This window comes from Ciceribacter sichuanensis (assembly GCF_024055605.1).
GTDB classification, from domain to species: Bacteria; Pseudomonadota; Alphaproteobacteria; order Rhizobiales; family Rhizobiaceae; genus Allorhizobium; species Allorhizobium sichuanense.
This window is the reverse complement of record NZ_JAMXLX010000005.1, coordinates 14,659-26,154: the sequence shown is the minus strand read 5'-3', so window position 1 is coordinate 26,154 and position 11,496 is coordinate 14,659. Positions and strand designations below refer to the sequence as shown.

Genomic DNA, 11,496 nt, shown 5'->3' with positions numbered 1-11,496 from the left:
CCGCAGGAGCTGAGATGAATCAGCAAGCAAATCTTGAGGCCTGGGCGTTAAATCGGGCACAGCAGATCGTGTTGCAGCAAGGCGTCAATCTGGTCGCCGCAGCCCAAAGACTGGATCGCAAGCAAACGACGGCCAATACTTACGCTCTTCGCAAGGCCATCATGGATTCATTGCTGGAAGCCGTAGCGGCAACTTCCTCGACCATCCAACCGCATAGCGAAGACATTTTCGGAGCCGGCTGAAGCGCGGGGCCCCTGCCCCCTTACCGGCATGCTGTAATCAGCCGAAGGCGTTTGCCGGATAAGGCTTTGCCACCACCGGCAGATGGCGTGCTCCTTCCGTCAACAGAAAGCGCTCGAAAGCCTGCATGGCGGGGTTGAAGGACCGGTCGCGCCGCGACACGCTGAACCATTGGCGGCGGATCGGTGTGTCCACCACGTCGAGAATGACGAGGCGGCCGAGCTTGACCTCCTGTTCGATGGTATGGGCCGAGATGAAGGCAATGCCGAGCCCGGCAATCACAGCCTGCTTGATGGTTTCGTTCGAGCCCATTTCCGTCCCGAGTTCCTCGAGACGGCGGGGAACGGCGCTCAGGAAGATTTCGAGCGATATCCGCGTGCCCGACCCTCTCTCGCGCACGAGGAACTGCTCCTCCGCGATACGCTCGCGGGAGATATCCAACACGCCGGCCAGGGGGTGATCGGCGGGGGCGATGAAGACCAGCGGGTGATCGCCGAAGACCTGAGAGCGAACCTCGAAATCCCTGGGCGGACGCCCCATTAGCGCAATGTCGAACTCATGATCGCGAAGCTTCTGGATGATTTCGGCGCGATTGCCGATGAAGAGATTGATCTCGATCGAAGGTGCCTGCTTGCGAAAGGCAGCAATCAGTTGCGGGGCGAAATACTTGCCCGTCGAGACCACGCCCAGCCGCAGTCTGCCTGTGCGCAAGCCCTTCATCGCACTGATGGATTCGTCGAGCGTCGAAAGACTGTCCTCCACCGAACGGGCCGCCTCCAGAAACGCAAGGCCGAATCCGGTCGGCACCATGCCCTCCCGCCCCCGGTCGAAGAGTGCCACGCCCGCATCCCGCTCGAGTTGCTGGATCTGCAGCGTCAGCGCAGGTCCGGTCAGCCCCAGTTCGGCCGCGGCAAGATTGATCTTGCCCAGACGGCAGACGGCTTCGATCGTGCGGAGCTGGCGGATGGATACGTTGCGCATATTAGAAAGTAAATATTTTTAACTTCGATAGTCAACATAATAAATTTTACAAACTTACCGATTGCTTCATCCTGCTCTCGACCGTTGATGGGAGGAGACATCATGTCGGGCGCAACACTGGAGGCCTACCTCGTTTCATGCATGGCAGAACGCGGCGAAACAGGCCGCGACGTAGCCGTAATCATCCAGCGGCTGGCGATGGCCGCACTGGAAATCCGCAAGCTGGTTGGGCAAGGCGCCCTCAACGACACCTTCCACGGGCTGCGCGAGAGCTCAAACACGGACGGCGATATCCAGAAGGAACTGGACGTCATCTGCGACGATCTGTTCCTGTCCTGCTTGCAGGGAGCGCCGGTGGCCTATTACGCCTCGGAGGAACTGGAAAACCCGATCCTGCTCGACCCCACCGCCCGTCTGGCGGTTGTCATCGACCCGCTCGACGGCTCGTCGAACATCGACACCAACGTCTCGATCGGCACCATCTTTTCAATTCTGCCGGCCCTGAAGAATGCCGAGGCGGATGCAACCGCGACCTTCCTGCAGCCGGGACACCGGCAGCTTGCCGCCGGCTTCTTCATCTACGGACCGCAGACAGCGCTGGTCCTGTCGCTCGGCAAGGGCACCGAGATCTTCATTTTTTCGAGCCGGCTCGGCTGCTTCGTGCAGGCCTACAAGTCTGTTGCCATTCCGGACCGCGCGCACGAATTCGCCATCAACACCTCGAACTACCGCCATTGGGATGAAGCGATCCGGCTTTATGTCGATGATTGCCTCGCCGGTACAGAAGGCCCGCGCGAGCGGGACTTCAACATGCGCTGGATCGCCTCGCTGGTGACGGAAGCCTACCGCATCCTCGTGCGCGGCGGCATCTTCCTTTATCCCTCGGACGGCCGGAGAGGCTATTCTCACGGCCGCCTGCGGCTCGTCTACGAAGCCAACCCCATCGCCTTCCTCATCGAGAACGCTTCAGGCGCCGCGACAGACAGCGTCACCCGCATTCTCGATCTCGAACCGGAGAGCCTGCATCAGCGCACGCCGCTGGTCTTCGGCTCCCGCCGCGAGGTGACACGCGTCGCCCGCTACCATCTGGACCCCGCAATGATCGGTGAGCGCGCGCCGCTGTTCGGCAAGCGCGGTCTGTTTAGGGCCTGAGGAGAAAAGAATGTCCGCAAAATACCCGATCATTTCCATTACGGGCTCGTCCGGCGCCGGCACCACCACCGTCAAGGACACCTTCGAGAAGATTTTCAAGCGCGAAAATATCTCCGCTTCCTTCATCGAGGGCGATGCCTTCCACCGCTATGATCGTGAGGCGATGAAGAAGAAGATCGCCGAGGAAAAGGCCAAGGGCGTCGATTTCACCCACTTCGCGGCGGAAGCCAACGAACTTGAAATCCTCGAAAGCGTGTTTTCGGAATATGGCCGCCGTGGCGTCGGGCGCACCCGCCACTATATCCACGACGAAGGCGAGGCCGCGAAATACGGCACGGCACCCGGAACCTTCACCGAATGGGAGGAATTTCGCGACAGCGACCTTCTATTCTACGAGGGACTGCATGGCTGCGCAGTCACGGAAAATGTCAATCTCGCCCAGCACTGCGATCTGAAGATCGGCGTGGTGCCTGTCATCAATCTCGAATGGATTCAGAAGATCCATCGCGACAAGGCGACCCGCGGCTATTCAACCGAAGCCGTGACCGACACCATCCTCCGGCGCATGCCCGACTATGTGCATTACATCTGCCCGCAATTTTCGCTGACGGACATCAACTTCCAGCGGGTGCCGATCGTCGATACGTCCAACCCGTTCATCGCACGGTGGATCCCGACACCGGCTGAATCCATGCTGGTGATCCGCTTCGCCAATCCGCGCGGGATCGATTTCCCCTACCTGCTGTCGATGCTGCAAAACAGCTTCATGTCGCGCGCCAATTCGATCGTCGTGCCCGGCGACAAGCTCGATCTGGCCATGCAGCTCATTTTCACGCCGCTCATCCACAAACTGCTCGAACGCAAGCATCGCATGTCTTGAGGAGGACGACCATGAACATCTCCCAGAAAGCAGCCAGTTCCGCCACCATTGCCGAGAAGGATATGGCCAATGCCATCCGTTTCCTGGCGATGGATGCCGTACAGAAAGCCAATTCCGGCCACCCCGGCATGCCGATGGGCATGGCGGATGCGGTGACGGTGCTGTTCAACCGCTTCATCCGGATCGATCCGTCCATGCCGAACTGGCCCGACCGCGACCGCTTCGTGCTGTCGGCGGGGCATGGCTCGATGCTGCTCTATGCGATCCATCACCTGATCGGCTTTGCCGACATGCCGATGTCCGAACTCTCCTTCTTCCGCCAGTTCGGCGCGAAGACGGCGGGCCACCCCGAATACGGCCACGCGCTGGGCATCGAGACGACCACCGGGCCGCTCGGGCAGGGCATTTCGACTGCGGTCGGCATGGCAATCGCAGAACAGATGATGGCGGCCCGCTTCGGCTCGTCGCTCTGCAATCACTTCACCTATGTCGTTGCCGGAGACGGTTGCCTTCAGGAAGGCATCAGCCACGAGGCGATCGACCTTGCCGGCCACCTGAAGCTGCGCAAGCTCATCGTGCTCTGGGACGACAACCGTATTTCCATCGACGGGGCGACCTCCCTTTCCACGTCGATGGACCAGCTGGCGCGCTTTCGCGCTGCCGGCTGGAATGCTCAGGCCGTCGATGGCCACGATCCCGAAGCCGTGGCCAAGGCCATCGACCGCGCCCGCAAGAGCCGCAAGCCCTCGCTGATCGCCTGCCGCACGCTGATCGGCAAGGGTGCGGCCAGCATGGAAGGCTCCCACAAGACCCATGGGGCCGCCCTCGGCGAGAAGGAGATCACCGCCACCCGCGAAAAGCTCGACTGGCCCCACCCGCCATTCTTTGTGCCGCACGAGATCAAGTCCGCATGGGAAGGCGTGGCGGTCCGTGGACGTGCGGCGCGAGAAACCTGGGAGATCCGGCGGGATGCTACGCGCTCAAAGGCGCGCTACGAGCGCACCGTCAACAGGGACATCGGCCCCGAAACCGCACGCCGGCTCGCGAGGTTCCGCAACGAGCACCGGGAAAAGGCGACCAAGGTCGCGACCCGTCAGGCCTCCCAGATGGCGCTGGAAGTCATCAACGGCGCAACCGACCTGACCATCGGCGGCTCCGCGGACCTGACCGGCTCCAACCTCACCATGACATCACAGACACAAGCCATCACCGCCGCAAACTTCCGTGGCCGCTACCTGCATTACGGCATCCGCGAACATGCCATGGCGGCGGCGATGAACGGCATCGCCCTGCATGGCGGCTTCGTTCCCTATGGCGGCACCTTTCTTGTGTTTGCCGATTATGCCCGCGGCGCGATCCGCCTTTCCGCGCTCATGGGCCTGCCGGTCGTCTATGTGCTGACCCATGATTCCATCGGGCTCGGCGAGGACGGACCGACCCACCAGCCGGTCGAGCATCTCGCCATGCTGAGGGCGACGCCCAACATCAACGTCTTCCGGCCCGCCGATATCATCGAGACGGCCGAATGCTGGGAACTGGCGCTCGCCGAAAAATCGACCCCGAGCGCGCTCGCGTTATCGCGGCAGGCCCTGCCCATGCTCCGCACGACGGACACCCAGGAAGACCTCTCGGCACGGGGAGCCTATGTCCTGCGGGAAGCGCAGGGACCGCGCGACATCACACTGCTCGCCACCGGTTCGGAAGTCGAGATCGCCGTCCAGGCTGCCGAGAAGCTGCGTGCCGAAAACGGCGTCGAGGCCGCGGTCGTTTCCATGCCCTCATGGGAAAAATTCGAGACCCAGACCGACGCCTACCAGAGAAGGATACTGGGCGGCGCACCGCGCATCGCCATCGAGGCCGCCGGACGGCTCGGCTGGGATCGTTGGATCGGCCCCCATGGCACCTTCATCGGCATGCAGGGGTTTGGAGCGTCCGCTCCGGCCGGCGAGCTCTACAGGCATTTCGGCATCACCCCGGAGCACGTCGCGACGGAAGCGCTGCACCTCATCGGCCGAGGCCGGAAGGAGCGCCGGCGATGACCCGCAACGGAACCTCATTCGACGTTCAACCCGGAAAGGAGGCCTGACATGGCCCGCATCACGCTTCGTCAATTGCTGGATCATGCCGCAGAGCGCGGTTACGGCGTGCCCGCCTTCAACATCAACAACATGGAACAGGGGCTCGCCATTCTGGAGGCCGCCAAGGTTTGCGATGCACCCGTCATCCTGCAGGCCTCGCGCGGCGCCCGGTCCTACGCCAACGACATCATGCTCGCCAAGATGATGGAAGCGCTGGAGCTGATGTATCCCGACATCCCGATCTGCATTCATCAGGACCACGGCAATACCGTTTCCACCTGCCTTTCGGCGATCCAGCACGGTTTTACCTCGGTGATGATGGACGGCTCGCTGAAGGAGGACGCCAAGACGCCAGCGGATTACGCCTATAACGCCGGGATCACCGCCGAGGTCGCCCGCCTCGCCCACATGGTCGGCGTCTCGGTGGAAGGTGAACTCGGTTGCCTCGGTTCGCTGGAAACCGGGCATGGCGAAGCCGAAGACGGCCACGGCTTCGAAGGCGCGCTCGACCGCTCGCAATTGCTGACCGACCCGGACGAAGCCGCCCGTTTCGTCGCCGAGACCGGCGTCGATGCGCTCGCGGTCGCAATCGGCACCTCGCACGGCGCCTACAAGTTCACCCGCAAGCCGACCGGCGAGGTTCTGGCCATGGATGTCATCGAGAAAATCCATCGCCGCCTGCCCGACACCCACATCGTCATGCACGGCTCTTCCTCCGTGCCCGAAGAGTGGCAGGAAGTCTTCAACGCCCATGGCGGCGCGATGCGCGAGACCTATGGCGTACCGGTGGAAGAAATCGTCCGCGGCATCCGCTTCGGCGTCCGCAAGATCAATATCGACACCGACCTCCGCCTTGCGGCGACCGCGGAATTCCGCCGCGTCGCCGATACGCGCCGGGACGAATTCGATCCGCGCAAATTCCTCAAACCCGCGATGGATGCCATGGCCGCCGTCTGCAAGGCGCGCTTCGAGGCCTTCGGGACGGCGGGCAACGCCTCCCGCATCAAGGTCATCCCGATGAGTCACATGGCGAAACGCTATGCCAGCGGAAGCCTGAAACCCCAGACGGCGCGGTCGCAAGCCGCCTGATCCCCTACCGAAAACAAGAAAGGACAGAGCCATGAACGCCGATGCAAAGACCGAAATCAAGGGCAAGGAACGCTACCGGGCGGGCGTGCTGAAATACGCGCAGATGGGCTACTGGAACGGCGACTACGTGCCGAAGGACACCGACCTCATCGCGCTCTTCCGCATCACGCCGCAGGATGGCGTCGATCCGATCGAGGCGGCCGCAGCGGTTGCCGGCGAAAGCTCGACTGCCACCTGGACCGTCGTCTGGACCGACAGGCTGACGGCCTGCGACCAGTACCGCGCCAAGGCCTACAGGGTCGATCCCGTGCCCGGCACGCCGGGACAATACTTCTGCTACGTCGCCTACGATCTGATCCTTTTCGAGGAAGGCTCGATCGCCAACCTGACGGCCTCGATCATCGGCAACGTCTTCTCGTTCAAGCCCCTGAAGGCCGCGCGCCTTGAGGACATGCGGCTCCCCGTCGCCTATGTGAAGACCTTCAAGGGACCGCCGACCGGCATCGTCGTGGAACGCGAACGACTGGACAAGTTCGGCAAGCCGCTGCTCGGCGCGACGACCAAACCGAAGCTCGGCCTCTCCGGCAAGAACTACGGCCGCGTCGTCTATGAAGGCCTCAAGGGCGGCCTTGACTTCATGAAGGACGACGAGAACATCAACTCGCAGCCCTTCATGCACTGGCGCGACCGCTTCCTCTACTGCATGGAGGCCGTAAACCACGCCTCCGCCGTGACCGGCGAGGTCAAGGGCCATTACCTCAACGTCACCGCCGGCACGATGGAGGAAATGTACCGCCGCGCCGAATTCGCCAAGGAACTCGGTTCCGTCATCGTCATGGTCGACCTCATCATCGGCTGGACCGCGATCCAGTCCATGTCCGAATGGTGCCGCCAGAACGACATGATCCTGCATATGCACCGGGCCGGACACGGCACCTATACCCGCCAGAAGAACCACGGGATTTCCTTCCGCGTCATCGCCAAGTGGCTGCGGCTTGCGGGCGTCGACCATCTCCATGCCGGCACCGCCGTCGGCAAGCTGGAAGGCGATCCGCCGACCGTGCAGGGCTACTACAACGTCTGCCGCGAGATGAAGAACGAGGTGGACCTGCCGCGCGGTCTCTTCTTCGAGCAGGACTGGGCGGACCTGAAGAAGGTCATGCCGGTCGCCTCGGGCGGCATCCATGCCGGCCAGATGCACCAGCTGCTCGATCTCTTCGGCGACGATGTGGTGTTGCAGTTCGGCGGCGGCACCATCGGCCATCCGATGGGCATTCAGGCGGGCGCCACCGCAAACCGCGTTGCGCTCGAAGCCATGGTGCTCGCCCGCAACGAGGGGCGCGATATTGCCAATGAAGGGCCGGAAATCCTGCGCGCCGCCGCCAAGTGGTGCAAGCCGCTCGAGGCCGCACTCGATACCTGGGGCAATATCAGCTTCAACTACACCCCCACCGACACCTCGGACTTCGTTCCGAGCGTAAGCGTGGCCTGACGCAACAAGAAAGAAGGAGAACGGAAATGCGTATCACCCAGGGCTGCTTCTCGTTCCTGCCCGACCTCACGGACGAACAGATCACCGCGCAGGTGGAATACTGCCTGCGCAGGGGCTGGGCCATCGGCATCGAGTATACCGACGATCCGCACCCACGGAACACCTATTGGGAAATGTGGGGCAACCCCATGTTCGACCTGAAGGATGCCAAGGGCGTGACGATGGAACTCGACGAATGCCGCAAGGCCTATCCGCAGCACTACATCCGCCTCAACGCCTTCGACTCCACACGTGGCCTCGAAACGGTGACCATGTCCTTCATCGTCAATCGCCCGGAACACGAGCCGGAACTGTCGATGATCAGGACCGATGTGCGCAGCCGGTCGCAGCACTATTCGTGGGCAACGGCGCGCTGATCGAACCGAAAGCATGAGAGGGAGGAAGGACGATGGCCATGCCAGAGAAGATCCCGGATGACGAAGGACCACCTGAAACCGTCGACCTCAGGGAGGAATATCGCACCTCCGGGGTGAGCGACATTCTCGACGAGCTGGACCGACAGCTCGTCGGCCTGAAACCGGTGAAGCAGCGCATCCGCGAGACGGCGGCACTGCTGCTGGTCGAGCGGGCACGCCGCGCCATGGGGCTTTCCCACGAGCCTCCCTCCCTGCACATGAGCTTCACCGGCAATCCCGGCACCGGCAAGACCACGGTCGCGCTGCGCATGGCCGACCTGCTTCACCGGCTGGGCTATATCCGCAAGGGCCATCTGGTCTCGGTGACCCGCGACGATCTGGTGGGCCAGTATATCGGCCACACGGCGCCCAAGACCAAGGAGATCCTGAAGAAGGCCATGGGCGGCGTGCTCTTCATCGACGAGGCCTACTATCTCTATCGCCCCGACAACGAGCGCGACTACGGCCAGGAAGCAATCGAAATCCTGCTGCAGGTCATGGAAAACAACCGCGACGACCTCGTGGTGATCCTTGCCGGCTATTCCGACCGCATGGACCGCTTTTTCGAAAGCAATCCGGGGTTTCGCTCGCGCATCGCCCACCACATCGACTTCCCGGATTATGACGATGGCGAGCTGCTCTCCATCGCCGAAAGCATGCTGGACCGGCAGGGCTATCATCTCGACCGGGGGGCGGTAACGGTGATGGCCGATTATATCGCCCGCCGACGCCGCCAACCGCATTTCGCCAATGCCCGCTCCATCCGCAATGCGCTCGACAGGGCACGGCTGAGACAGGCCAACCGCCTGTTCGAGGAAACGAAGGGACCTGTCAACGCCGAGCAACTTTCGACCATCATAGACCGCGACATCGCAGCAAGCCGCGTCTTCACCATGCCAGGCCAACCCCGGGAGGTATCGCCATGATAACCGAGATGACACCCAAGACGATATCCGACATCATCATCGCGCCGTCGGTGCTATCAGCCGATTTCTCCCGCCTCGGGGAAGAAGTCGAGGCCGTCTGCCGCGCCGGCGCCGACTGGATCCATCTCGACGTCATGGACGGTCATTTCGTGCCGAACATCACCTTCGGACCTCCTGTTATCAAGGCGATCCGTAGGCGCACGGACAAGGTGTTCGACTGTCACCTGATGATCGAGCCCGCCGATCCGTATCTCGCGGCCTTCGCGGAAGCCGGCTGCGACTACATCACCGTCCATGCCGAGGCTTGCACCCATCTCGACCGCTCGCTTCAGGCGATCCGCGATCTCGGCTGCAAGGCCGGCGTTTCGCTCAATCCCTCGACGCCGGAAAGCGTCATCGAATATTCACTTGATCGCGTCGACCTCGTGCTGATGATGACCGTGAACCCCGGCTTCGGCGGCCAGGCCTTCATCCCCTCGGTGGTGGAAAAGGTCCGGCGGGTGAAGTCGATGATCGGCAAGCGGCCGATCATGATCGAGATCGACGGCGGTGTTACGCCACAGACGGCACCGCTGGTCGTGTCAGCAGGAGCCGATATACTCGTTGCGGGGTCCGCGATCTTCAAGGGCGGCGAACAGGCCTATGCGGGCAACATCTCCGCGCTGCGCAAGGCATCGGAGGGCGTTCAGGAAGCCGCCTGAAACCAGTGAAGGAGAAGACAATGGCAGCAACGGCTCCGATTTGCGATTTCGGCTGGAAGGCGGCAGACGCCCGCCTCATTGGAACGGAAGGCCGGGCCTTCTCTATCCACGATCTTGCCGGTCCGAACGGCCTCGTCGTCGCCTTCATCTGCAATCACTGCCCCTATGTGAAGGCCGTGATCGAGCGGATCGTCGAGGATGCGCTCGAACTCGAAAAGCACGGCATCGGCTTCGTGGCGATCAACTCCAACGATGCCAGCGCCTATCCCGACGATTCCTTCGAAAACATGAAGCGTTTTGCCGAGGAACACGCCCTGCCCTTTCCCTATCTCCACGACGAGGATCAGGCTGTCGCCCGCGCTTACGGCGCCGTCTGCACACCTGATTTCTTCGGCTTCAACAGCGGACTGGAACTCCGGTATCGCGGCCGTCTCGATGCGTCACGCAAGGAAAAGGAGGCCGGCGACATGCGTCGCGACCTCCTCGCAGCCATGATCCAGATTGCCCGCACCGGACAGGGACCCGCCGTGCAACAGCCCTCCATCGGCTGCTCGATCAAGTGGAAAGCCGGTAGCCCGGCGGACGACTGGTCTTCGGTGACAGTTCAATCCTGAGATACAGGGCAGTAACAAACGGATTTGGAATCCTTGACCCAGGACGTCGTGCCTGGGTTTCCTGTCTCTCCGGCATCAGAGCAAATACGCCAGATACTCTCGGTATTTCACAACAAAGCCTCCCAAGCCCCACCCGTCCCCTGCAAGATATGCAAAGGAGCGGGCGGTTGCGGGAGGCGGCTGGCTTGGCCTCGCTGGCACGGGATACGGGACGATGCGGGCGGTTTTTGTCAAAGACCCCGCCCCCATCTTCCTTGGACATGACCATATCGGGATCGAGGCCGGGCGGCCTTTCGCCATCCCGGTTTATGCGGCCAGTGCACCCGACTGCTTGGCAATATGTGTCGCGATCGCATCCATAAGCGCGGGCGAAAGGGCGTCATAGGGCGGCAGGCCCAGTTCGTTGAGGCGCGCCCGGATTTCAGCCATCTTGTCGGGGCTGACGCCGCTCTCGATCACCGAGGATACGAAAGCCGCAAATTCCGGCGGCGACCAGCCGGTCTCGTCGCTGAGTTCGGTATGAACGAAGTCGAGCCCGTAAAAGGCATGGTTGGTATTCTCGATGCGGCCATACATGTGGGTACCGCATTCCTTGCAGGCATGACGCTGGATCGTCGCATTGGGATCGACAATGTAGAGCTTTTCCTCGCCCGAGGTGACCTTGACCTTGTCGCGCGACACAACCGCGATCTGGGCGAAGATCGCGCCCTTCGGCTTCCAGCATTTGGTGCAGCCGCAGGCGTGGTTGTACGCCGTCTGCGCGCCGATCTCGACCGTCACCGGATTGGTGGCGCATTTGCACGTCAACGTACCGCCGGAAAAGCCGGCCTTTGCTGGCGGCCAGCCGTTGTCGATGGACGGATGCAGCTTAATCATGGGGTCCTCCTC

General features: G+C 62.2%; 12 protein-coding genes. 10 read left to right on the top strand and 2 right to left on the bottom strand.

Features of this window, described 5'->3' with window-relative positions; genetic code table 11:
- The first annotated feature begins 14 nt into the window (after window positions 1-14).
- The gene (locus NBH21_RS15640; RefSeq protein ID WP_250915180.1) at window positions 15-242 is read left to right on the top strand and encodes a hypothetical protein; all 228 of its coding nucleotides are present in this window, start codon (window positions 15-17) and stop codon (window positions 240-242) included.
- Window positions 243-279: 37 nt separating this feature from the next.
- On the opposite strand, the gene NBH21_RS15635 is transcribed toward NBH21_RS15640, so the two are convergent.
- The gene (locus NBH21_RS15635; protein ID WP_250915179.1) at window positions 280-1,221 is read right to left on the bottom strand and encodes a LysR family transcriptional regulator; all 942 of its coding nucleotides are present in this window, start codon (window positions 1,219-1,221) and stop codon (window positions 280-282) included.
- Window positions 1,222-1,323: 102 nt separating this feature from the next.
- Here NBH21_RS15635 and NBH21_RS15630 point away from each other — a divergent pair, with 102 nt between their 5' ends.
- From NBH21_RS15630 to NBH21_RS15590, 9 genes are read left to right on the top strand one after another with little or no spacing between them, the layout of a single operon-like run.
- The gene (locus NBH21_RS15630; RefSeq protein ID WP_250915178.1) at window positions 1,324-2,373 is read left to right on the top strand and encodes a class 1 fructose-bisphosphatase; all 1,050 of its coding nucleotides are present in this window, start codon (window positions 1,324-1,326) and stop codon (window positions 2,371-2,373) included.
- Between the two features lie 10 nt (window positions 2,374-2,383).
- Window positions 2,384-3,253, top strand: coding sequence for a phosphoribulokinase (locus NBH21_RS15625; RefSeq protein ID WP_250915177.1), 870 nt, complete (start codon window positions 2,384-2,386; stop codon window positions 3,251-3,253).
- An 11-nt stretch (window positions 3,254-3,264) separates the two neighbouring features.
- A complete protein-coding gene (gene tkt / locus NBH21_RS15620) occupies window positions 3,265-5,292 on the top strand; it encodes a transketolase (protein WP_250915176.1) in 2,028 nt (675 codons plus the stop codon).
- Between the two features lie 48 nt (window positions 5,293-5,340).
- The gene (gene fba / locus NBH21_RS15615; protein WP_250915175.1) at window positions 5,341-6,420 is read left to right on the top strand and encodes a class II fructose-bisphosphate aldolase; all 1,080 of its coding nucleotides are present in this window, start codon (window positions 5,341-5,343) and stop codon (window positions 6,418-6,420) included.
- A gap of 31 nt (window positions 6,421-6,451) precedes the next feature.
- On the top strand, window positions 6,452-7,912 hold the full coding sequence (locus tag NBH21_RS15610; protein WP_250915174.1) for a form I ribulose bisphosphate carboxylase large subunit: 1,461 nt from the start codon (window positions 6,452-6,454) through the stop codon (window positions 7,910-7,912).
- Window positions 7,913-7,938: 26 nt separating this feature from the next.
- Window positions 7,939-8,328, top strand: a complete 390-nt coding sequence (locus NBH21_RS15605; protein ID WP_250915173.1) for a ribulose bisphosphate carboxylase small subunit — start codon at window positions 7,939-7,941, stop codon at window positions 8,326-8,328.
- 32 nt (window positions 8,329-8,360) lie between these two features.
- Window positions 8,361-9,293 carry a CbbX protein gene (gene cbbX, locus NBH21_RS15600; RefSeq protein WP_425340435.1) on the top strand — a complete coding sequence of 311 codons (933 nt, stop codon included), beginning with the start codon at window positions 8,361-8,363 and terminating at the stop codon, window positions 9,291-9,293.
- A gap of 8 nt (window positions 9,294-9,301) precedes the next feature.
- The gene (gene rpe, locus NBH21_RS15595) at window positions 9,302-9,994 is read left to right on the top strand and encodes a ribulose-phosphate 3-epimerase (RefSeq protein ID WP_250915497.1); all 693 of its coding nucleotides are present in this window, start codon (window positions 9,302-9,304) and stop codon (window positions 9,992-9,994) included.
- 20 nt (window positions 9,995-10,014) lie between these two features.
- Window positions 10,015-10,608, top strand: a complete 594-nt coding sequence (locus NBH21_RS15590; RefSeq protein WP_250915171.1) for a thioredoxin family protein — start codon at window positions 10,015-10,017, stop codon at window positions 10,606-10,608.
- A gap of 306 nt (window positions 10,609-10,914) precedes the next feature.
- On the opposite strand, the gene gfa is transcribed toward NBH21_RS15590, so the two are convergent.
- Entirely contained in the window at window positions 10,915-11,484 is a 570-nt protein-coding gene (gene gfa / locus NBH21_RS15585; RefSeq protein ID WP_250915170.1) for an S-(hydroxymethyl)glutathione synthase, read from the bottom strand.
- Between the last annotated feature and the right edge of the window lie 12 nt (window positions 11,485-11,496).

Coding starts and splice junctions, on each gene's coding strand:
- NBH21_RS15640 (WP_250915180.1), top strand. CDS start 15: ATGAATCAGCAAGCAAATCTTGAGGCCTGGGCGTTAAATCGGGCACAG.
- NBH21_RS15635 (WP_250915179.1), bottom strand. CDS start 1,221: ATGCGCAACGTATCCATCCGCCAGCTCCGCACGATCGAAGCCGTCTGC.
- NBH21_RS15630 (WP_250915178.1), top strand. CDS start 1,324: ATGTCGGGCGCAACACTGGAGGCCTACCTCGTTTCATGCATGGCAGAA.
- NBH21_RS15625 (WP_250915177.1), top strand. CDS start 2,384: ATGTCCGCAAAATACCCGATCATTTCCATTACGGGCTCGTCCGGCGCC.
- tkt (WP_250915176.1), top strand. CDS start 3,265: ATGAACATCTCCCAGAAAGCAGCCAGTTCCGCCACCATTGCCGAGAAG.
- fba (WP_250915175.1), top strand. CDS start 5,341: ATGGCCCGCATCACGCTTCGTCAATTGCTGGATCATGCCGCAGAGCGC.
- NBH21_RS15610 (WP_250915174.1), top strand. CDS start 6,452: ATGAACGCCGATGCAAAGACCGAAATCAAGGGCAAGGAACGCTACCGG.
- NBH21_RS15605 (WP_250915173.1), top strand. CDS start 7,939: ATGCGTATCACCCAGGGCTGCTTCTCGTTCCTGCCCGACCTCACGGAC.
- cbbX (WP_425340435.1), top strand. CDS start 8,361: ATGGCCATGCCAGAGAAGATCCCGGATGACGAAGGACCACCTGAAACC.
- rpe (WP_250915497.1), top strand. CDS start 9,302: ATGACACCCAAGACGATATCCGACATCATCATCGCGCCGTCGGTGCTA.
- NBH21_RS15590 (WP_250915171.1), top strand. CDS start 10,015: ATGGCAGCAACGGCTCCGATTTGCGATTTCGGCTGGAAGGCGGCAGAC.
- gfa (WP_250915170.1), bottom strand. CDS start 11,484: ATGATTAAGCTGCATCCGTCCATCGACAACGGCTGGCCGCCAGCAAAG.